General features: G+C 37.7%; 20 protein-coding genes and 2 pseudogenes. 8 read left to right on the top strand and 14 right to left on the bottom strand.

Annotated features, from left to right (window positions below):
• Nucleotides 1-14: 14 nt before the first annotated feature.
• A complete protein-coding gene (gene lysS, locus ACXYSK_RS02665) occupies nt 15-1,505 on the top strand; it encodes a lysine--tRNA ligase (RefSeq protein ID WP_458624930.1) in 1,491 nt (496 codons plus the stop codon).
• A gap of 86 nt (nt 1,506-1,591) precedes the next feature.
• Here lysS and ACXYSK_RS02660 read toward each other — a convergent pair whose 3' ends face one another.
• Nucleotides 1,592-3,262 (bottom strand): formate--tetrahydrofolate ligase, encoded by a 1,671-nt coding sequence (locus ACXYSK_RS02660; protein WP_458624929.1) that lies wholly within the window; start codon nt 3,260-3,262, stop codon nt 1,592-1,594.
• Between the two features lie 220 nt (nt 3,263-3,482).
• On the opposite strand from ACXYSK_RS02660, the gene ACXYSK_RS02655 reads away from it, so the two are divergent.
• From ACXYSK_RS02655 to ACXYSK_RS02645, 3 genes are read left to right on the top strand one after another with little or no spacing between them, the layout of a single operon-like run.
• Nucleotides 3,483-4,172 (top strand): phosphopantothenate--cysteine ligase, encoded by a 690-nt coding sequence (locus ACXYSK_RS02655; RefSeq protein WP_458624928.1) that lies wholly within the window; start codon nt 3,483-3,485, stop codon nt 4,170-4,172.
• Nucleotides 4,173-4,183: 11 nt separating this feature from the next.
• Nucleotides 4,184-4,735, top strand: a complete 552-nt coding sequence (coaC, locus tag ACXYSK_RS02650) for a phosphopantothenoylcysteine decarboxylase (RefSeq protein WP_458624927.1) — start codon at nt 4,184-4,186, stop codon at nt 4,733-4,735.
• Nucleotides 4,719-5,282, top strand: a complete 564-nt coding sequence (locus tag ACXYSK_RS02645; protein WP_458624926.1) for an ECF transporter S component — start codon at nt 4,719-4,721, stop codon at nt 5,280-5,282. The genes coaC and ACXYSK_RS02645 overlap by 17 nt, the downstream gene beginning before the upstream one ends.
• Before the next feature lie 32 nt (nt 5,283-5,314).
• Here the strand turns inward: ACXYSK_RS02645 and udk are convergent, their stop codons facing one another.
• The 3 genes from udk to ACXYSK_RS02630 form a co-directional block, all read right to left on the bottom strand.
• Entirely contained in the window at nt 5,315-5,953 is a 639-nt protein-coding gene (gene udk, locus ACXYSK_RS02640; RefSeq protein ID WP_006154270.1) for a uridine kinase, read from the bottom strand.
• Nucleotides 5,954-6,074: 121 nt separating this feature from the next.
• Entirely contained in the window at nt 6,075-7,808 is a 1,734-nt protein-coding gene (gene ptsP / locus ACXYSK_RS02635) for a phosphoenolpyruvate--protein phosphotransferase (protein ID WP_458625400.1), read from the bottom strand.
• A 4-nt stretch (nt 7,809-7,812) separates the two neighbouring features.
• Nucleotides 7,813-8,076, bottom strand: coding sequence for a phosphocarrier protein HPr (locus ACXYSK_RS02630; protein WP_458624925.1), 264 nt, complete (start codon nt 8,074-8,076; stop codon nt 7,813-7,815).
• A gap of 362 nt (nt 8,077-8,438) precedes the next feature.
• Between ACXYSK_RS02630 and nrdH the strand changes: the two genes are divergently transcribed.
• The 4 genes from nrdH to ACXYSK_RS02610 all read left to right on the top strand — a co-directional run bounded on the left by nrdH (nt 8,439) and on the right by ACXYSK_RS02610 (nt 12,822).
• The gene (nrdH, locus tag ACXYSK_RS02625; protein ID WP_458624924.1) at nt 8,439-8,657 is read left to right on the top strand and encodes a glutaredoxin-like protein NrdH; all 219 of its coding nucleotides are present in this window, start codon (nt 8,439-8,441) and stop codon (nt 8,655-8,657) included.
• 70 nt (nt 8,658-8,727) lie between these two features.
• Entirely contained in the window at nt 8,728-10,887 is a 2,160-nt protein-coding gene (gene nrdE / locus ACXYSK_RS02620) for a class 1b ribonucleoside-diphosphate reductase subunit alpha (protein ID WP_458624923.1), read from the top strand.
• Nucleotides 10,888-10,957: 70 nt separating this feature from the next.
• Nucleotides 10,958-11,920 (top strand): class 1b ribonucleoside-diphosphate reductase subunit beta, encoded by a 963-nt coding sequence (gene nrdF / locus ACXYSK_RS02615; RefSeq protein WP_006151169.1) that lies wholly within the window; start codon nt 10,958-10,960, stop codon nt 11,918-11,920.
• 134 nt (nt 11,921-12,054) lie between these two features.
• The gene (locus ACXYSK_RS02610) at nt 12,055-12,822 is read left to right on the top strand and encodes a DeoR/GlpR family DNA-binding transcription regulator (RefSeq protein ID WP_373113400.1); all 768 of its coding nucleotides are present in this window, start codon (nt 12,055-12,057) and stop codon (nt 12,820-12,822) included.
• A 49-nt stretch (nt 12,823-12,871) separates the two neighbouring features.
• Here ACXYSK_RS02610 and lacD read toward each other — a convergent pair whose 3' ends face one another.
• The 10 genes and pseudogenes from lacD to lepA all read right to left on the bottom strand — a co-directional run bounded on the left by lacD (nt 12,872) and on the right by lepA (nt 20,498).
• Nucleotides 12,872-13,852, bottom strand: a complete 981-nt coding sequence (gene lacD / locus ACXYSK_RS02605) for a tagatose-bisphosphate aldolase (RefSeq protein WP_458624922.1) — start codon at nt 13,850-13,852, stop codon at nt 12,872-12,874.
• Nucleotide 13,853: 1 nt separating this feature from the next.
• Nucleotides 13,854-14,783, bottom strand: a complete 930-nt coding sequence (locus ACXYSK_RS02600; RefSeq protein ID WP_303942723.1) for a tagatose-6-phosphate kinase — start codon at nt 14,781-14,783, stop codon at nt 13,854-13,856.
• 10 nt (nt 14,784-14,793) lie between these two features.
• Complete coding sequence (lacB, locus tag ACXYSK_RS02595) at nt 14,794-15,309, bottom strand: galactose-6-phosphate isomerase subunit LacB (RefSeq protein ID WP_001216925.1); 516 nt, start codon at nt 15,307-15,309, stop codon at nt 14,794-14,796.
• Between the two features lie 30 nt (nt 15,310-15,339).
• Nucleotides 15,340-15,765, bottom strand: a complete 426-nt coding sequence (lacA, locus tag ACXYSK_RS02590; protein WP_000029280.1) for a galactose-6-phosphate isomerase subunit LacA — start codon at nt 15,763-15,765, stop codon at nt 15,340-15,342.
• A gap of 264 nt (nt 15,766-16,029) precedes the next feature.
• A pseudogene (locus ACXYSK_RS02585) lies at nt 16,030-16,407 on the bottom strand (aldose epimerase family protein); the annotation flags it as partial.
• Nucleotides 16,380-16,466 (bottom strand): annotated as a pseudogene (locus ACXYSK_RS02580) (PTS fructose transporter subunit IIB); the annotation flags it as partial. The pseudogenes ACXYSK_RS02585 and ACXYSK_RS02580, both read right to left, overlap by 28 nt.
• Nucleotides 16,467-16,506: 40 nt before the next feature.
• On the bottom strand, nt 16,507-16,983 hold the full coding sequence (locus ACXYSK_RS02575) for a PTS sugar transporter subunit IIA (protein ID WP_458624921.1): 477 nt from the start codon (nt 16,981-16,983) through the stop codon (nt 16,507-16,509).
• Between the two features lie 188 nt (nt 16,984-17,171).
• On the bottom strand, nt 17,172-17,756 hold the full coding sequence (locus tag ACXYSK_RS02570; RefSeq protein ID WP_458624920.1) for a hypothetical protein: 585 nt from the start codon (nt 17,754-17,756) through the stop codon (nt 17,172-17,174).
• A gap of 216 nt (nt 17,757-17,972) precedes the next feature.
• Nucleotides 17,973-18,584, bottom strand: coding sequence for a hypothetical protein (locus ACXYSK_RS02565; RefSeq protein ID WP_458624919.1), 612 nt, complete (start codon nt 18,582-18,584; stop codon nt 17,973-17,975).
• A 90-nt stretch (nt 18,585-18,674) separates the two neighbouring features.
• Nucleotides 18,675-20,498 carry a translation elongation factor 4 gene (gene lepA / locus ACXYSK_RS02560; protein ID WP_458624918.1) on the bottom strand — a complete coding sequence of 608 codons (1,824 nt, stop codon included), beginning with the start codon at nt 20,496-20,498 and terminating at the stop codon, nt 18,675-18,677.
• Between the last annotated feature and the right edge of the window lie 20 nt (nt 20,499-20,518).

The raw sequence follows: 20,518 nt of genomic DNA, 5'->3' as shown, positions 1-20,518 counted from the left end.
ACTAGGAGGAACCCATGTCAACAGAACATATGGAAGAATTGAATGACCAACAGATCGTTCGCCGTGAAAAAATGGCTGCGCTCCGTGAACAAGGAATTGATCCATTCGGTAAACGTTTTGAACGTACTGCTAACTCTCAAGAACTAAAAGATAAATTTGCTGACCTTGATAAAGAACAACTACACGAATTAAATGAAACTGCTACTATCGCTGGACGTTTGGTAACAAAACGCGGTAAGGGTAAGGTTGGTTTTGCTCACCTCCAAGACCGCGAAGGACAAATCCAAATCTACGTTCGTAAAGATGCTGTCGGTGAAGAAAACTACGAAATCTTTAAGAAAGCTGACCTTGGTGACTTCCTAGGTGTTGAAGGTGAAGTGATGCGTACGGATATGGGAGAACTCTCTATCAAGGCTACTCACATCACACACTTGTCTAAAGCCCTTCGTCCCCTTCCAGAGAAATTCCACGGACTTTCAGACGTTGAAACAATCTACCGTAAACGTTACCTTGATTTGATTTCTAACCGTGAAAGCTTTGATCGCTTCGTCACACGTTCAAAAATCATTTCTGAAATCCGTCGCTACCTTGATGCTCAAGGTTTCCTTGAAGTCGAAACACCTGTTCTTCACAACGAAGCTGGTGGTGCTGCTGCTCGCCCATTCATCACACACCACAATGCACAAAACATCGACATGGTACTTCGTATCGCGACTGAGCTTCACTTGAAACGCCTTATCGTTGGTGGTATGGAACGTGTGTATGAGATTGGTCGTATCTTCCGTAACGAAGGAATGGATGCTACACATAACCCTGAGTTCACTTCTATCGAGGTTTATCAAGCTTATGCAGACTTCCACGATATCATGGACTTGACTGAAGGTATTATCCAACACGTAGCTAAAGCTGTTAAAGGTGACGATCCAGTTATCTATCAAGGAACTGAAATCAAGATCAATGAACCATTTAAACGTGTACACATGGTTGATGCAATCAAGGAAATTACAGGTGTTGATTTCTGGAAAGATATGACTTTCGAAGAAGCTAAAGCTATCGCAGCTGAAAAGAATGTTCCTGTTGAAAAACACTACACTGAAGTTGGTCACATCATCAATGCATTCTTTGAAGAATTTGTTGAAGAAACATTGATTCAGCCAACCTTTGTCTATGGACACCCAGTGGCTGTATCACCACTTGCTAAGAAAAATCCAGAAGATGAGCGCTTTACAGACCGCTTCGAGCTCTTCATCATGACTAAAGAATACGGAAATGCCTTTACTGAGTTGAACGACCCAATCGACCAGCTTAGCCGTTTCGAAGCTCAAGCCAAAGCCAAAGAGCTTGGTGACGACGAAGCAACAGGCATTGACTACGACTACATCGAAGCCCTTGAATACGGTATGCCGCCAACAGGTGGTTTGGGAATCGGTATCGACCGTCTCTGCATGCTCCTCACAGATACTACTACTATCCGTGATGTATTGCTCTTCCCAACTATGAAATAACAACAAAACTCCTAGAAATTTTCTAGGAGTTTTAAATAACTAGAAAGACAACCTTACATTTGGAGGTTGTCTTTTTTTTTGTTTACTTAGAATAAACCGAGAACTGTTCCATCGCTTTCAACATCCATATTGAGAGCAGCTGGACGTTTTGGAAGTCCAGGCATGGTCATAACGTCACCAGTGAGCGCAACGATAAAGCCTGCCCCCAATTTTGGTACCAATTCACGAATAGTAATTTCAAAGTTTTCAGGTGCACCAAGAGCATTTGGATTATCTGAGAAGCTGTATTGAGTTTTCGCCATACAGATTGGCAATTTGTCCCAACCGTTTTGTACGATTTGTGCGATTTGAGTTTGAGCTTTCTTCTCGAAGTTTACTTTGCTTCCACGATAGATTTCAGTGACAATCTTTTCAATCTTTTCTTGTACTGAAAGGTCATTGTCATACAAACGTTTGTAGTTAGCAGGTTTTTCGTCAATTGTTTTGACAAGCGTTTCAGCTAGAGCCACTCCTCCTTCAGCTCCATCAGCCCATACGCTAGCTAACTCAACCGGAACATCAATGGAAGCACAAAGTTCTTTCAAAGCTCCGATTTCTGCTTCTGTATCAGATACAAATTCGTTAATGGCAACAACTGCTGGAATACCAAATTTACGGATATTTTCAACGTGACGTTTCAAGTTTGCAAATCCTGCACGAACTGCTTCTACATTTTCTTCTGTCAAAGCATCCTTAGCTACTCCACCATTCATCTTAAGAGCACGAAGAGTTGCAACGATAACTACTGCATCTGGCGCAGTTGGCAAGTTTGGAGTTTTGATATCAAGGAATTTCTCTGCACCAAGGTCTGCACCAAAACCTGCTTCTGTTACTGTGTAATCTGCCAAATGAAGGGCTGTAGTTGTAGCCAAGACAGAGTTACATCCGTGTGCGATATTGGCAAATGGGCCACCATGTACAAAGGCAGGTGTTCCATAGATGGTTTGAACCAAGTTCGGTTTGATAGCATCTTTCAATATCAATGCCAAGGCACCTTCAACCTGTAAATCACCAACTGAAACAGGTGTACGGTCATAACGGTAACCGATAACGATATTAGCCAAACGACGTTTTAAATCTTCAATATCAGTTGCTAAGCAAAGGATTGCCATGATTTCTGAAGCAACAGTGATATCAAATCCATCTTCACGTGGAATACCATTAAGCGGACCACCAAGGCCAACAGTTACGTGACGAAGAGCGCGGTCATTCAAGTCGACTACACGTTTCCAGAGAATACGGCGTTGGTCGATACCTAGCTCATTCCCTTGATGCAAGTGATTGTCAATCAAGGCAGAAAGAGCATTGTTTGCAGTTGTAATAGCATGCATATCACCAGTAAAGTGAAGGTTGATATCTTCCATTGGTAAAACTTGCGCATAACCACCACCGGCTGCGCCACCTTTAATCCCCATAACAGGACCAAGAGATGGTTCGCGGATAGCAATCATGGTTTTCTTACCAATCTTATTCAAGGCATCTGCAAGCCCGATAGTGATGGTTGATTTTCCTTCACCTGCTGGTGTTGGGTTAATGGCTGTTACCAAGATCAATTTACCGACTGGATTGCTCTCAACTGCACGGATTTTATCAAAACTGAGCTTAGCCTTGTACTTTCCGTACAATTCCAAATCGTCGTAAGAAATACCAAGTTTCTCTACAACATCAACGATTGGTTTTAGCTCGATACTCTGTGCGATTTCAATATCTGTTTTCATTCAAAACTCCTCTACATCTAATGTGTTAACTCATTATATCACAAAACAAGATTTATTTATACAAAAATGAATTTATTGTTCGTATTTTTTGCCATAATTCTGTGAAATTACAAGAATCATCTATTTTTTATATGTCTTTATAGATATTAACTATAATAACTTAAAGCTAAACTAAACTGCTTTCTTTGACTTAAAAGTCTTTTTTGTGTAAAATGGTTCTATGAAAATTTTAGTAACTTCTGGTGGTACTAGTGAGGCTATAGACCGTGTTCGCTCTATCACTAATCACTCTACAGGTCATCTTGGCTTGGTTATAACAGAAGCTTTAATAAAAGCAGGTCATGAAGTTTGCTTGATTACAACTTCTCAGGCAGTTAGACCAGCTAGTCAACCAAATCTTAAAATTATAGAAATTAAGAATACTTTGGATTTACTTGAGGAGATGCGAAATCTTGTTAAAGATTACCAAGTTTTAATTCATTCTATGGCTGTATCTGACTACACCCCAGTCTACATGACAAGTATAGATGAGGTACAAGCAAGTCAAGATCTATCGAAATTTCTAACTAAGCAGAATACTGAGTCCAAAATTTCTTCAAAGGAAGATGCTCAGATTCTTTTTCTTAAGAAAAATCCTAAGATTATTTCTTTGGTCAAAGAATGGAATCCTAAAATTCATCTAATAGGTTTTAAACTCCTGGTTGATGTTACAAAGGATCATTTGATAGATGTTGCTAGAGAAAGTCTTAAAAAGAATCAAGCAGACATTATTGTTGCTAACGATTTGACTCAAATAAACTCTGAACAACACCTGGCTTACTTAGTTGAAAAAAATGATTATCAAACAGCATACAGCAAACAAGAAATCGCTGAGCTAATAATTAAAAAAATTCAAGGATTTACTTTTTAGAAAGGAAAGTTATGGCTCACATTACTCTTGCAATTACTGGTTCAATTGCTTCCTACAAGGCTGCCGATTTAATCAGTTCTTTGAAAAAGCAAGGACATAGTGTATCGGTCTTGATGACAAAAGCTGCTACAGATTTTATACAACCATTAACACTGCAAGTTTTGTCCCAAAATCTGGTTCATCTCGATGTCATGCAAGAACCTTATCCAGACCAAGTCAATCACATCGAAAGAGGAAAAGAAACTGACTTGTTTATCGTTGCTCCAGCAACTGCTAATACCATTGCAAAATTAGCACATGGTTTTGCCGATAATATGGTGACTAGTACTGCTCTGGCATTACCAGATAATATACCTAAACTATTAGCACCAGCCATGAATACAAAAATGTTTACCCATCCTGCCACACAGGCAAATCTTAAAACTCTTAAAAGCTATGGATACGAGATTATCTCCCCTAAAGAATCTCTCTTAGCTTGTGGCGACTTCGGAAGAGGCGCTTTAGCCGACTTAGAAATTATTATAGAAAGAATAAAGGAAACTCTCAATGAACAAACGCTCTAACATCGCACCTGTTGCTATCTTTTTTGCTAGTATGATTGTCATCCATCTGCTGACCTCAATCTTATTTAATGTATTACCATTCCCAATTAAACCTACTATTGTACACATTCCTGTTATTATTGGAAGTATCATTTACGGCCCACGTATTGGAGCTATTCTTGGTTTCTTAATGGGAATGATTAGCTTGACGGTTAATACTCTCACAATCCTGCCAACAAGCTATCTCTTCTCACCATTTGTACCAAATGGTAACTTCTATTCAGTTGTGATCGCAATTGTTCCTCGAATCCTTATCGGTTTGACACCTTATTTCGTCTATAAACTACTAAAGGGAAGAGCTGGACTCATTTTTGCTGGTGCACTTGGCTCGCTGACAAATACAGTATTTGTCTTAGGTGGTATCTTCTTCCTCTTTGGTAATGTTTTTGATGGAAATATTCAAAAACTATTAGCGACTGTTATCTCTACAAATTCGATAGCAGAATTAATTATCTCGGCTATTTTAACTCTCGCTATTGTTCCAAGACTTGAAAAAATTAAACAATAAAAACTGTATCAAGAGATACAGTTCTTTTTTTATCACTGAGCTAAACGAGCCTCTTCTAAAATCTTTTCAATCTTAGTAGTCAACAAGTCAATCGCTACAGTATTGGTTACACCTTCAGGAATTACAATATCAGCGTAACGTTTTGTAGGTTCAATGAATTGATGATACATAGGTTTTACCACACCTAGATATTGATCAATAACGCTATCCAAACTACGGCCACGTTCCTCCATATCGCGTTTAATACGACGGATGATACGAACATCATCATCAGTGTCCACAAAAATCTTTATATCCATCAAATCACGAAGACGTTTGTCTTCCAAAACCAAAATTCCTTCAACAATAAAGACGTCTTGAGGTTCTTGACGATAGGTTTTCGAGCTTCTTGTATGGGCAGCGTAGTCATAGGTCGGAATATCAACAGGTCGCCCTGCCAACAATTCTTTGATTTGCGCAATCATCAAGTCAGTATCAAAAGCAAAAGGATGATCATAGTTGGTTTTGATACGTTCCTCAAAGGTTAGATGAGATTGATCTTTATAGTAGGAATCATGCTCAATCATAGAGATTTTCTCATTTGGGAAATGGGATAAGATTGCTTTAGAAACACTGGTTTTTCCTCCACCAGATCCCCCTGTTACTCCGATAATGATTGGTCTGTTTTGCATAGTTGCCTCCGTATTTTTCCTTTGTCTATTTTACCATATTTTTAGAAAATTATACAGGATGACTTTTCAAATTAGACTACAAAAAAACCTTGTAGTTTAGTTCTACAAGGTTTTAATGTTTTTAATCAAAGTTAACGTATTCTTTAGAGAGTTCAAGAACTTCTTCCATCGTTGAACATTCAGTAAGAGCACGGTTAGCGTATTCTTGCATCTTAGCTGTGTCAAGTTTCTTCATCAAGCTACGTGTACGAAGAACAGATGTAGCGGACATAGAGAACTCATCCAAGCCCATTCCGACAAGAAGTGGAACAGCAGTTTGGTCACCGGCCATTTCACCACACATACCAGCCCATTTACCTTCAGCATGTGCCGCTTTGATCACGTTGTTGATCAAACGAAGGATTGATGGGTTATATGGTTGGTAAAGGTATGATACTTGTTCGTTCATACGGTCAGCAGCCATTGTGTATTGGATCAAGTCGTTTGTACCAATTGAGAAGAAATCAACTTCTTTAGCAAATTGATCCGCAAGCATAGCTGCAGCAGGGATTTCAATCATGATACCAACTTGGATATCATCCGCAACAACAACACCTTCAGCAAGCAATTTAGCTTTTTCTTCTTCAAGAATACCTTTAGCAGTACGGAACTCTTTCAACAAAGCAACCATTGGGAACATGATACGCAATTTACCGTGAACAGATGCACGAAGCAAGGCACGCAATTGTGTACGGAACATTTGGTTACCAGTTTCAGAAATAGAGATACGCAAAGCACGGTAACCTAAGAATGGGTTCATTTCTTTAGGAAGATCGAAATAAGGAAGTTCTTTATCCCCACCGATATCCATTGTACGAACGACAACAGGTTTACCATTCATACCTTCAAGAACCGCTTTGTAAGCTTCGTATTGGTCATCTTCTGTTGGGAAGTCTTGTGAATCCATGTACAAGAATTCTGTACGGTAAAGACCAACAGCTTCTGCACCGTTATCATTCACACCTTCAACGTCTTTAGGTGTACCAATGTTGGCAGCCAACTCAAAGTGTTTTCCATCAGCAGTAACTGTTTTAGCGTCTTTCAAAAGAGCCCATTCAGCTTTTTGTTTAGCGTAAGCTTCACCAGCTGCTTTGAATTCAGCGATTTGCTCTTCAGTTGGGTTGATAACAACTTCACCTGAGATACCAGAAACAGCCAAAACGTCGCCATCTTTTACAAGTTCAGTGATATTGTTTGTACCCAAGACAGCAGCAATTTCAAGTGTACGAGCCATGATAGCTGAGTGACTTGTACGTCCACCAATGTTTGTTACAAAAGCTTTTACAAAGTTTTTGTCCAATTGAGCAGTATCAGATGGAGTCAAGTCATGTGCAATCACGATTACTTCTTCATTAATAGAAGCTGGGTTTGGTAATTTCTTACCAAGAAGATTTGCCAAAACACGTTTTGTAACGTCACGGATATCTGCTGCACGTTCCTGCATGTATGGGTTGTCTTCCATTCCTTCGAAGATAGTGATAAACATGTCTGTAACTTCTTTCAGACCTGCTTCTGCATTTACTTTCTTAGCACGAATTGTTTCTTTAATCTGACCGATCAATTCAGGGTCAGCAAGAACCATCAAGTGAGCGTCAAATACTTGCGCCGCTTCTTCACCAAGCGTACCTACAGCCTTCTCGCGGATAAGAGAAAGCTCGTTTTGAGAAGCTTCAAGAGCAACATCCAAACGAGCCTCTTCTGCATTTGTATCTTCGACTGTAACTGTCTCGAATGATAAATCCGGTTGAACGAGTAGATATGCTTTAGCAACTGCAACACCATCAGATGCTGCGATTCCTTTAAGCATTTCTGTCATATCCTTATGCCAATCCTTCTTTTTCCATTGTTTCTGAGATAGCAGCGATAGCGTCATCAGCGTCTGCACCTTCAGCAGTGATTGTAACATCAGCACCTTGACCAACACCAAGGCTCATAACACCCATGATAGATTTAAGGTTAACTGATTTACCTTTGTACTCAAGAGTAATATCTGAAGCAAATTTGCTAGCAGTTTGTACCAACAATGTTGCTGGACGTGCGTGAATACCTGTTTCTGCCACTACGTGGAAATCTTTAGAAGTCATAATTTGACTCTCCTTTAAATGTTTTCTTTTTGAGTTATATCTGATAACCCTTACAATTTGGTATTATATCATCTTCTAGGAATTTTTTCAAGTATTTTATGGGATTTCTTCTTTTTCCTTTCAGATAACTTGCAGAAAATATTTCATATATTTTAAGCCTACACCTTATGTAGTTTTTTTATTTTTTCTAGATTCAAGAAACCTACATATAAAGCGTTTTCCATTTTTAGAATCACTATATATTGTGTTTTTGAATAAAATATTAAAAAGAATTATACAATATTTAGTTTTCTTTCGTTGACAAAGATTTTTTTTCTGATATACTTAAGAAGTAATTAAATTTTGAAGGAGGAGTTCCATAAATGGTAACCGTATATTCTAAAAATAACTGTGTCCAATGTAAGATGACTAAACGATTTTTAGACAGCAATAATATCTCATATCAAGAAATTAATCTTGATGAACAACCTGAATATATCGAACAAGTTAAAGGACTCGGCTTTAGTGCTGCTCCTATCATTCAAACACCAACTGAAGTGTTCTCTGGTTTCCAACCAGCAAAACTCAAGCAACTTGTATAAAATCAGGATTTAGAAAGCTTCTATGTAAACCTTAGAAGCCTTTATTTTGTAATTAGATAAGGGAAATTTTATGGGATTAAAACAACTTGAAGACGTAACATACTTCCGTCTAAATAATGAAATTAACCGTCCAGTCAATGGACAAATCATGCTTCATAAAGATAAAGAAGCCCTAGATGCATTTTTTAAAGAAAATGTTGTACCAAACTCAATGGTATTTGATTCAATTTTAGATAAAATTGACTACCTAATCAAGCACAACTATATTGAAACAGGCTTTATTAAAAAATATCGCCCAGAATTCTTAGAAGAGCTCTATAAATTTATTAAAGACCAAGACTTCCAATTCAAGTCATTCATGGCTGCATACAAGTTTTACAACCAGTATGCTTTAAAAACTAACGATGGTGAATACTATCTTGAAAGCATGGAAGACCGTGTCTTCTTTAACGCTCTTTACTTTGCTGATGGAGATGAAGCGATTGCTATTGATATTGCAAACGAAATCATCCACCAACGCTACCAACCAGCTACACCTTCCTTCTTAAATGCAGGGCGTGCACGTCGTGGTGAATTAGTATCATGTTTCTTGATCCAGGTTACAGATGATATGAACTCTATTGGACGTTCTATCAACTCGGCTCTTCAACTTTCACGTATTGGTGGTGGTGTAGGGATTTCACTCAGCAACCTTCGTGAAGCTGGATCTCCTATCAAAGGATATGAAGGTGCTGCCTCTGGTGTCGTACCAGTTATGAAACTCTTCGAAGACAGCTTCTCTTACTCAAACCAACTTGGTCAACGTCAAGGTGCTGGGGTTGTTTACCTCAATGTCTTCCATCCAGATATTATTGCTTTCCTTTCTACTAAGAAAGAAAATGCTGATGAAAAAGTTCGTGTGAAGACACTTTCGCTTGGTGTTGTGGTACCTGATAAATTCTACGAATTGGCTCGTAAGAATGAAGAAATGTACCTATTTAGCCCATATTCTGTAGAAAAAGAGTATGGCGTACCTTTCAACTATATCGATATCACTGAAAAATACGATGAGCTAGTTGCAAATCCAAACATTCGTAAGACAAAGATCAAGGCGCGTGATTTGGAAACTGAAATTTCTAAACTACAACAAGAATCTGGCTATCCTTACGTTGTCAACATCGATACAGCTAACCGCGCTAATCCTGTTGATGGTAAAATCATCATGAGTAACTTGTGTTCAGAGATTCTTCAAGTCCAAGAACCAAGTCTTATCAATGATGCGCAAGAATTCCTTAAAATGGGTACTGACGTTTCATGTAACCTTGGTTCAACAAACGTGGTCAACATGATGACTTCACCTGACTTTGGTCGTTCTATCCGAGCTATGGTACGTGCTTTGACTTTCGTTACAGATAGTTCTCACATCGTCGCTGTTCCTACAATCGACCACGGAAACAGCCAAGCTCATACATTTGGACTTGGAGCTATGGGACTTCACAGCTATCTTGCTCAACAATTAATCGAATACGGATCACCTGAGTCTGTTGAATTCACAAGCATCTACTTCATGCTATTGAACTACTGGACTTTGGTAGAATCAAATAATATTGCGCGTGAACGTGGTGTTACCTTCCACAACTTTGAAAAATCAGACTACGCGAACGGAAGCTACTTTGATAAGTACACAAGTGGTGAGTTTGTACCAAAATCTGATCGTGTTAAAGAACTCTTTGAAGGTATCTTTATCCCATCTGCAGCTGATTGGGCTGTACTTCGTGATAAAGTTAAAGCAGATGGGCTTTACCACCAAAACCGTCTTGCTGTAGCACCAAATGGTTCTATCAGCTACATCAACGATGTTTCTGCTTCTATCCACCCAATCACTCAACGTATTGAAGAACGACAAGAGAAGAAAATTGGTAAGATTTACTATCCTGCAGCAGGATTGTCAACTGAAACAATTCCTTACTACACTTCTGCCTATGACATGGATATGCGTAAAGTCATTGATGTTTATGCTGCGGCTACTGAACATGTAGACCAAGGACTTTCACTCACACTCTTCATGCGCAGTGATATCCCAACAGGTCTTTACGAATGGAAGTCAGAAAACAAACAAACAACACGTGACTTGTCTATCCTTCGTAACTACGCCTTTAATAAGGGTATCAAGTCTATTTACTATGTTCGTACTTACACAGATGACGGTGGTGAAGTTGGCGCTAATCAATGTGAGAGTTGCGTGATTTAAGAACTCGCTAAACCTTATTACTGGGATTCATTATTATTTTATTGATTAAAATTAAAGAAAGAGATTTGTAATGGAAACTTACTACAAAGCCATTAACTGGAATGCCATCGAAGATGTCATCGATAAATCAACATGGGAAAAACTAACTGAACAATTTTGGTTGGATACACGTATTCCCTTGTCTAATGACTTAGATGACTGGAGAAAATTATCAAATCAAGAAAAAGATTTGGTCGGAAAAGTTTTTGGTGGTTTGACACTTTTGGATACCATGCAGTCTGAAACAGGGGTTAATGCCCTCCGCGCTGATATCCGTACTCCTCACGAAGAAGCTGTTTTTAACAATATTCAATTTATGGAATCTGTCCACGCTAAATCTTATTCATCTATTTTTTCAACTTTAAATACAAAGTCTGAAATAGAAGAAATCTTTGAGTGGACTGATACAAATCCATATCTACAGAAAAAAGCACAAATCATCAATGAAATTTACCTCAATGGTACTCCACTTGAAAAGAAAGTAGCCAGTGTATTCCTTGAAACCTTCCTTTTCTATTCAGGTTTCTTTACACCACTCTACTACCTTGGAAATAACAAGTTGGCTAACGTTGCAGAAATCATTAAGTTGATCATTCGTGATGAGTCTGTTCACGGTACTTATATCGGTTATAAATTCCAACTTGGTTTCAACGAATTACCTGAAGAAGAGCAAGAAAAATTAAAAGATTGGATGTATGACCTTCTCTACACACTTTATGAAAACGAAGAAGGGTATACAGAAAGCCTTTATGATGGTGTTGGATGGACAGAAGAAGTTAAAACCTTCCTACGTTACAACGCCAACAAAGCTCTTATGAATCTAGGGCAAGACCCTCTCTTCCCTGATTCAGCTGATGATGTCAACCCTATCGTTATGAACGGGATTTCAACCGGTACATCTAACCACGACTTCTTCTCTCAAGTTGGTAATGGATATCTACTTGGTGAAGTTGAAGCTATGCAGGACGATGACTATAACTACGGGTTAGATTAATTTAAAATTAGAAAAGAACATCTGTGTTTATTTTAAACTTAGATGTTCTTTTATTTTTGTTTATTTTTGTTTTCTTTAAGTTGCTGATATGTTTAAAATATGATAAAATGATATTAGATATAGGGGGTGATTCAATGCTAAAACAAGAAAAACTTGATTTGATTTTAGATATTGTTAATACCAAAGGAACAATCACTGTCAAAGAAATTATGAGTCGTTTAGATATCTCGGATATGACAGCTCGGCGTTATCTACAAGAGCTAGCTGACAAGGATTTACTTGTTCGAGTGCACGGAGGTGCTGAAAAGCTTCGTTCAGGCTCTCTATTAGCAAACGAGCGCTCTAATATCGAAAAACAAGGCTTGCAAATCGCCGAAAAGCAAGAGATTGCTCGATTTGCCGGTCACTTAGTTGAAGAAAGAGAAACAATTTTTATCGGTCCTGGAACTACTCTTGAGTTCTTTGCTCGTGAACTTCCGATTGATAATATTCGTGTCGTAACAAATAGCCTACCCGTTTTTATTATCTTGAATGAACGAAAACTTACAGATTTAATTTTAATTGGTGGAAATTATCGAGAAATCACTGGCGCTTTTGTTGGTACTTTGACTCTCCAAGACATCGAAAGCCTTCAATTCTCTAAAGCTTTTGTTAGTTGCAACGGAATTAAAGATCAAGCTATTGCTACATTTAGCGAAGACGAAGGTGAGGTTCAAAAACTAGCATTAAATAATGCAAATAAAAAAATCCTTTTGGCTGACCATAGTAAATTTGATAAATTTGATTTTTACACCTTTTACAATATTGTAGATATCGATACCATTATCTCCGATTCAAAACTTAGCGATGAAACCCTAAAAGCTTTGTCCAAACAAACAAAAATTATTAAATCAACATCTTAAAAAGTCTCACCATTGGTGAGACTTTTTTATTATTATATCTTACTGAACTTTATACGCGTTCAGTCCATGAAGTAGCTTTTTTTTGAAGTACTTTATTAAGTTCATCGATGTTTTCAAAACCAGTTGTACGAAGCCATTCACGTGCCGCTGCTTCACCATCTTTGATGTAAGCCTCAACTGATCCAGCCCATGTTGCACGTCCACAAAGAACACCATTGAAGTTTGCACCTGATTCGTGGGCAAATACAAGTGTTTCTTGGAAGAGTTTTGCTGATACACCTGCACTTAAGTAGATGTAAGGAAGCTTTGTTGCTTCGTCTTGTGCTTTGAAGAATGCTGCTGCTTCTTCACGAGTGTGAACAACTTCACCTTCAGCGAAACCTTCAACGTATTTAACGTTAACTGGAACTTCCACTTTCAAAACATCGATGTTAAAGCGTTGGTCTGAGAAGACTTTCATAGCACCGATAACTTTGTGTGGTTTTACTTTTGCGTATTCAGCAGAACCCGCATCAGCAATCTTTTCATCGTAAGCAAGGATTTCAAGGAAGAATGGAATATCTTCTGCCACACACTCAGAACCAATACGTTCGATGTAGGCTTGTTTTTGTTGGTTAAGTTCGTCAGAGCTATCTACATCGTAGTAAAGCAAGAATTTAACTGCATCAGCACCTTGTTCTTTAATACGTTTTGCAGACCAAACATCCAAGCAGTCTGGCAAGCGTTTTGTGCTTGTTGTGTCGTATCCTGTTTTTTCATAAGCAAGGAGAAGACCTGCATTTGGAGCAAGTGCTTTTGTAGCTGGAAGACCATATTCAGGGTCAAGAAGCATTGATGAAGCGTATTTAGTCAATTCATCTGCTACCAAGACTTTGAGTTCTTCCATTTGAGCTACTGTAGGTTCTTCAGTTTGGTATTGAGCCATCAAACGTTTCAAAGCACCACGTTGGTCAAAGGCAAGAGCTGAGATAATTCCATTTTCATCTGAGAGTTTTTTCAAACAAGCACGTTTATTTTCTGTTAAAGTCATTTTATACCTCTTTCACAATTAATTGGTCATATAGACCTTGATAGTTAGCCATATTGACATGACCGGTCATTTTTTCTTGAGCATTAAGCATACCAAGGACATTTGCCTTGATCAACAGTTCTTGATCCGTTTCTTTATGGAAAAGACCTGAAGCAATACCTGCCACTGTAGAATCGCCAGAACCGACTGGATTTACTACTTGAATTCTTGGAATATCTACTTTGTAGAAAGTGTTACCGTGTTTAGCGAATGCTCCGTTAGCACCTAAGGAAACGATAATCCACTCGATTCCATCAAATAGTGGTTCTTGAAGAACTTCTTTTAATTCATCCAAGTCTTTAGAAATTTCTCTTCCTAAAAGTTGAGATAATTCCTCATTATTTGGTTTAATAACTGTTGGTTTATGTGGAGACTCAAGAACTGCCTGGAGAGCAGCTCCCGAGCAATCCAATACAACAGGTTTTCCGGCTTGATTAGCAAGTTCCACTAAACTAGCATAATAATCAACTGGGAGTCCAGCTGGTAGACTACCTGAAATAGCTACAACTTCTACAGTATTAAGAAGTTCTTTGAAGTAAGCCAAGAAATCTTGTCCTTCTTTTTCTTGAACCTCAGGACCTTTTTCAAGAATTTCAGTTTGATGATCACCGTGAAGAATAGCGATACAGTTACGTGTTTCACCTTGGATAGAGAAGAAACGCTTGGTGACTTTATCGTCAATATTTTCAACTAGGAAATCACCCAGTTTACCACCAACTAGACCAGTTGCGACTACAGAATCGCCAAATTCTGATAGGACGCGTGTAACATTAAGACCTTTACCACCAGCTGTTTTCGTAACATCAACAACACGGTTGACAGTGTCAATTTTCAATTCATCCAAAGGATAAGAAATATCAATGGATGGATTCATTGTGACTGTTAAAATCATAAGTCACCTCTTAGTCGTGGTATTCACCACGATCCCATTTTTCAAGGAATTCTGTAAAGAAGTTGGCATCAGTTTGGTGATCGTTATGAGTTTCAACGTGTTGGATTTTAGCAATCAATTTTTTGTTTTCTTCAGATGGTTTGTATTCAGCATTGATGAAAGCTTCAATGATATCACACATGAGCAATTCACCAGTGATTTTCCCACCAAATCCGATAACGTTGGCATTCAATTGTTCTTTTGCATAAAGAGCTGTTGTCATATCACGAACCAAAGCAGAACGAACACCTGGAACTTTGTTAACAGCGTTATTGATACCTACACCAGTACCACAAATACATACACCAAGATCAGCTTGACCGCTAACTACTGCTTCCCCAACTTTTTTACCAAAGATTGGGTAGTGTGTACGTGCATGGTCATATGTACCAAAGTCAATGACTTCATGTCCTTTTGATTTCAAAAATTCTGAAACCGCCATTTTTTCATTAGTTACGATGTGGTCACATCCGATTGCAATTCTCATTTTTTCTTACCTTTCTTTCAATATCAAAAATTAGCACATTTTGTTCAACATGTCGACACGGATTTGGTGACGACCACCGTCGTACTTACCATTTACAAAGCCTTTAGCAATGTTTTTAGCCAATTCATCACCAACGAGTTGAGCACCCATAGTAATCATACGTGAGTTGTTGTGGCCACGAGTCATATATGCTGAACGTTCGTCAGATACTTCTGCAGCAACCATTCCTTTGATTTTAGTAGCAACCATGAATGGACCAGCACCGTAAGCATCAATAACAATACCAAGGTTTTGTTCTTCTTTTTTAACTTCTTCTGCAACTGCAAGAGTTACGTCAACGAAGTCTTGACCTTCAGCAGTAACATCCACCACGTGGAAGTTTTCTTTTTCCAGGAAGTCTTTAACAACTTCTTTCAATCTTAAACCTGCAGCATCTGCACCAATAACAATAGACATACTGTATACTCCTTTTTTTATAATAGACCAGTGAATTTTATGGATATGGATAAAGATTATCCTTTCATCAAAAAGTCCACTAGTAGTTTTGTTGACAATAATTTTAATTAAGAACGAAGACCATATTCCGTTCTTAATAAGTTTTCTTCATAGAAAAACTAGAACAGTCACTTTGTTAAAATAAACACAAATTGTTCTTTATAAACATAATATACTACGTTTGTTTGTAAAAGTCAACAATTTATGTTTATTTTTGTTTGTTTCTTATAAAATTTCAATATCAAATCCCATTTCTCCTATAGTTTCTGCTTTTAGGATTTTAACATCCTTTTTATCTTCTAGTCGATCTCCTTCTTCGAGCGAAGTAGATAAGCCTGACCATGGTTCCAATGCGATAAAAGGACCTTTATTAAGAGTTGACCATATGATTAAATTTGGAAACTCTTCAAAATGTAGTTTTAAACCTTTATCATGTTTTCGTGACTTCAAAGCGACTGAACGAGATTCTAAGTTATCTAAAGTTACAGCATCATAGCTAAAGAAATCAAAATTTAAATCTAATTCTCTTTGATTATTTAACCAAGAACTTCTATCTTTGAAATCCAACATTCCTGTCTCTGGGAAAGCTCTTCTTCTAGAGCACTTTTAATTTGGTGGCTTGAGTTAACACCCGCACCACAAGCAGCAAGAATTTTAATCATTTGGATTTCCTCCGTTTTTTAGTTTCTATTTATTTTAAAATTAAGCAGTTGCTTCTGAGATATACTGGTACAGAGCTTCTGGTTCTGTAATCTTAGAAAGCGCCTCTAGATGACCGTTACCTGTAAAGAAGTCCATCAATTGAGCAAGAATGTTTGTTTGACTTGAACTTGAATTATTGATAATAAAGAAAAGTAATGATACTTCTACTTCCTTGTCAGGTGCAATCATATTGTGGAATGTTACTGGTTTTGGTAAGCGAACCACAACAACATTTTCAGTTAAATTATGAATCGTATATGTGTGAGGGATTGCTACATTTGGCAAGTCCTTCCCTAGAAATTCCATATCTAAACCGGTTGGGAACATTTTTTCACGTTCAATCAAAGCCGATCGATAGGTATCTGTAACAACTTTCTTTTCTTCCAATAGGGTTGCAACTTGATCAAATAGTTGCTCTTGATTATCTGCTTCTAGACAAAAGACTAAGTCTTTGCTGAAGAAATGATCTAATCCCATGACCTTCTCCCTTCATATTTAACTTTTATGATACAAGTATAACACTATATGAAACCGTTGTCAATATTTTTTGTTGTATTTTGTTTGATTTTTATTTTTTTTGTTTGATTGTAAACAATTTGATTTTATACATATTCTTTAAAGGTTGAAAATATATAAAAAAACAGGATAAATATCCTGTTTTAGTTTTAATTCTTTTTCACTGTCCAGCTTTCTTCTACCATTGGAGTAATTTCATTTACAATTTCTAAATCACCTTCAAGAGTAACTAATCTAATCATATTATCATCCGACTTAAATACCCAAATAACTACTTTTTTACTATTTTTATAATCTGCATAAATTTTGAGGGCATCATAGCCCCCAATATTTCCCCTATTAGTTCTAACATTTGTAAATCTAGGATTTTCTTTTATATTTTGTTCAAATTTGGTCTCAAAATTAGTGAAATCTTTTACGTCTGCATTTATACTTTTAACTGAAATAGCATTCTTGTCAGTACCATCACTGTACTTAAAATCAACACTATTCCCACCGGCATCACTTTGAACCCAAGATTTAGGTACTTTCAAGTATCCATAACCATCTGAACCAATCCATTGTGTATCTTTAGTTGGAACGGTTGTTGTAGCTTCTGCTGTTTCCTGACTAGTAGTTTCCTGAACAATTGTGGTAGTTTCAGCTGTTACATCTTTTTTACCAGTATTTGTATTACAAGCAGCAAGAGTGATACCACAAAGCAAAAGTGTAGATAAAGTTATCAATTTATTCATGATAATTCTCCTTTCACTACTATTCTAAAGTAAGAAGAACAAAGTGTCAAATACATACTGTAAACTGGCAGTATTATCGAAAATACAATAAATCTACTACTATATTTACAAAAACTCATTCTTTTAATTTTCATTTCAAAAAGTTCTAATCAGGAAATCTATTTGAAGTCCTAAATAAAACTGGATAAAATAAAAAAGCAGGAAAAATCCTGCCTTTTAAACCTTTTTATTAGTCCAACTTTCTTCTATCAGCGGAATCATGTCTTTCAATACTTCAGGTGTTCCTTCTAGAGAAACATATCTAAACTTACCATCATCTGATTTAAAGATATAGATAACTAGATATTTTCCGTTTTTAGCAATACAGTTTACCACATAGGCATCATAACCACCAATTTTTGACTTAGATCCCCATACTTTAGAGAAATCCTTGCTTTGTTTTTTGGTTTGATAGACACTAGTAGAAACTTGAACGGGATCAAGAGCAGCATATTCACTTTCACTAACACCTAAATGCTCTGGTTTAAAGGTATTTAAAGTTACAATATTGACGTCTGTTCCATCACAGTACTGAATATCATCACCACCCTCAACTTCTGTAAAATGAATCCATGATTTTGGAACCTTTACGTAGCCATAAGCATCTGAACCAATTACCTGAGTATCTTTAATCGTTGATTCGGCCACAGTTGTTGTTTCTTGTGCTGAGGTAGTTTCCTGAATTGTTGTTGTATCTGAGGTTGCTTCTTTCTTAGTTTTTGAAGTATTACAAGCAGCAAGAGTTAAGCAACACACTAAAAGCGTAGATAAGCTGATGATTTTTTTCATAATCTTTCTCCTTTCATCCCTATTTTAATGTATGTAAATAAAAGTGTCAAAAGATAACTGTAATTCATTCTAAATAATAATAGAAATTAATTATTCTTCATCCATACTTAAGACGCTAAGGAAGGCTTCTTGTGGGACTTCTACTGATCCGATAGCTTTCATGCGTTTCTTACCAGCTTTTTGTTTTTCGAGGAGTTTACGTTTACGGGAAACGTCACCACCGTAGCACTTAGCAAGTACGTTCTTACGAAGAGCCTTTATATCAGTACGAGCCACAATCTTGTGTCCAATTGCAGCTTGAATGGGCACTTCAAATTGTTGACGAGGAATGATTTTCTTAAGCTTATCTACGATAAGTTTCCCACGTTCATAAGCAAAATCTTTGTGAACGATAAAGCTAAGAGCATCCACTTTGTCTCCATTGAGAAGGATATCCATCTTAACCAACTTAGATGGTCTATACTCTGACAATTCATAATCAAAGCTTGCATAACCACGTGTCGAAGACTTGAGCTTATCAAAGAAGTCAAAGACGATTTCAGCAAGCGGAATTTGATAAATAACATTCACACGATTGTCATCAATATAGTCCATGGTCACAAAGTCCCCACGCTTGCGCTGAGCTAGTTCCATTACTGCTCCAACGAATTCTTGTGGTACCATGATTTGTGCCTTTACATATGGTTCTTCAATGGTCGCAATCTTTGTAGGATCAGGAAACTCAGATGGGTTCGATACATCCATAGATTCACCATCAGTTTGATTGACCTTGTAGATAACGGATGGTGCAGTCATGATAAGATCGATGTTAAACTCACGTTCCAAACGTTCCTGAATAACATCCATATGAAGTAATCCAAGGAAACCACAACGGAAACCAAATCCGAGTGCTTGAGATGTTTCTGGTTCAAACTGCAAACTAGCATCATTGAGTTGCAATTTTTCAAGGGCTTCACGAAGATCGTTATATTTATTTGACTCAATTGGATAGAGACCTGCAAAGACCATGGGGTTCATTTGCTTGTAGCCGTCTAGTGGCTCTGAAGCAGGATACGACGCCAAGGTAACTGTATCACCGACACGAGTATCCTGAACAGTCTTGATAGACGCTGCAATGTAACCAACATCACCAGTTGCTAAGAAATCACGTCCTACTGCTTTAGGTGTGAAGATTCCGACTTCAGTAACGTTAAAGGTTTTACCATTACTCATGAGCTGAATCTTATCGCCAGGTTTGACTACTCCATCCATGACACGAACTTGGAGGATAACTCCACGGTAAGCATCATAAACTGAGTCGAAAATTAAGGCTTTTAATGGTGCTGAAACATCACCGGTTGGAGCAGGAACTTTCTCTACGATTTGCTCAAGAATTTCTTCAATACCGATACCAGCTTTGGCTGATGCTAAGACTGCTTCGCTAGCATCCAAACCAATGACATCTTCAATTTCAGTACGGACGCGCTCGGGATCTGCTGCAGGCAAATCAATCTTATTGATGACTGGAAGGATTTCCAAATCATTATCCAAAGCAAGGTAAACGTTAGCTAGTGTTTGAGCCTCAATCCCTTGGGCGGCATCGACTACCAAGATAGCACCCTCACAAGCGGCAAGAGAACGTGACACCTCATAAGTAAAGTCCACGTGTCCTGGTGTGTCAATCAAATGAAAGATATAAGTTTCACCGTCTTTAGCAGTATAGTTCAATTCAATAGCATTAAGCTTAATGGTAATCCCACGTTCACGCTCAAGATCCATGCTATCCAGAAGTTGAGCTTGCATTTCACGGCTAGAAACCGTCTCAGTAGCTTCCAAAATACGGTCAGCAAGCGTTGATTTCCCATGGTCAATGTGAGCGATAATAGAGAAGTTCCGAATCTTCTCCTGTCGTTTTTTCAATTCTTCTACATTCATGATTCTCTTCCTTTCAGGGT

It is taken from the genome of Streptococcus sp. V919, assembly GCF_054353475.1.
Note: the sequence above shows the minus strand (reverse complement) of the source record. Positions and strands in the feature narration are given on the sequence as shown.

Bases quoted from the DNA above. Each gene is read 5' to 3' on its own strand.
- lepA (WP_458624918.1), bottom strand. From the start codon at position 20,498: ATGAATGTAGAAGAATTGAAAAAACGACAGGAGAAGATTCGGAACTTC.
- ACXYSK_RS02610 (WP_373113400.1), top strand. From the start codon at position 12,055: ATGCTAAAACAAGAAAAACTTGATTTGATTTTAGATATTGTTAATACC.
- ptsP (WP_458625400.1), bottom strand. From the start codon at position 7,808: ATGACAGAAATGCTTAAAGGAATCGCAGCATCTGATGGTGTTGCAGTT.
- ACXYSK_RS02570 (WP_458624920.1), bottom strand. From the start codon at position 17,756: ATGAATAAATTGATAACTTTATCTACACTTTTGCTTTGTGGTATCACT.
- lacA (WP_000029280.1), bottom strand. From the start codon at position 15,765: ATGTCTATTGTTATTGGTGCAGATGCTGCAGGTTTAAGATTGAAAGAA.
- nrdF (WP_006151169.1), top strand. From the start codon at position 10,958: ATGGAAACTTACTACAAAGCCATTAACTGGAATGCCATCGAAGATGTC.
- ACXYSK_RS02655 (WP_458624928.1), top strand. From the start codon at position 3,483: ATGAAAATTTTAGTAACTTCTGGTGGTACTAGTGAGGCTATAGACCGT.
- ACXYSK_RS02645 (WP_458624926.1), top strand. From the start codon at position 4,719: ATGAACAAACGCTCTAACATCGCACCTGTTGCTATCTTTTTTGCTAGT.
- ACXYSK_RS02660 (WP_458624929.1), bottom strand. From the start codon at position 3,262: ATGAAAACAGATATTGAAATCGCACAGAGTATCGAGCTAAAACCAATC.
- udk (WP_006154270.1), bottom strand. From the start codon at position 5,953: ATGCAAAACAGACCAATCATTATCGGAGTAACAGGGGGATCTGGTGGA.
- ACXYSK_RS02565 (WP_458624919.1), bottom strand. From the start codon at position 18,584: ATGAAAAAAATCATCAGCTTATCTACGCTTTTAGTGTGTTGCTTAACT.
- coaC (WP_458624927.1), top strand. From the start codon at position 4,184: ATGGCTCACATTACTCTTGCAATTACTGGTTCAATTGCTTCCTACAAG.
- ACXYSK_RS02600 (WP_303942723.1), bottom strand. From the start codon at position 14,783: ATGATTTTAACAGTCACAATGAATCCATCCATTGATATTTCTTATCCT.
- nrdH (WP_458624924.1), top strand. From the start codon at position 8,439: ATGGTAACCGTATATTCTAAAAATAACTGTGTCCAATGTAAGATGACT.
- lysS (WP_458624930.1), top strand. From the start codon at position 15: ATGTCAACAGAACATATGGAAGAATTGAATGACCAACAGATCGTTCGC.
- ACXYSK_RS02630 (WP_458624925.1), bottom strand. From the start codon at position 8,076: ATGACTTCTAAAGATTTCCACGTAGTGGCAGAAACAGGTATTCACGCA.
- nrdE (WP_458624923.1), top strand. From the start codon at position 8,728: ATGGGATTAAAACAACTTGAAGACGTAACATACTTCCGTCTAAATAAT.
- lacB (WP_001216925.1), bottom strand. From the start codon at position 15,309: ATGAGAATTGCAATCGGATGTGACCACATCGTAACTAATGAAAAAATG.
- ACXYSK_RS02575 (WP_458624921.1), bottom strand. From the start codon at position 16,983: ATGGGATTAGATCATTTCTTCAGCAAAGACTTAGTCTTTTGTCTAGAA.
- lacD (WP_458624922.1), bottom strand. From the start codon at position 13,852: ATGACTTTAACAGAAAATAAACGTGCTTGTTTGAAAAAACTCTCAGAT.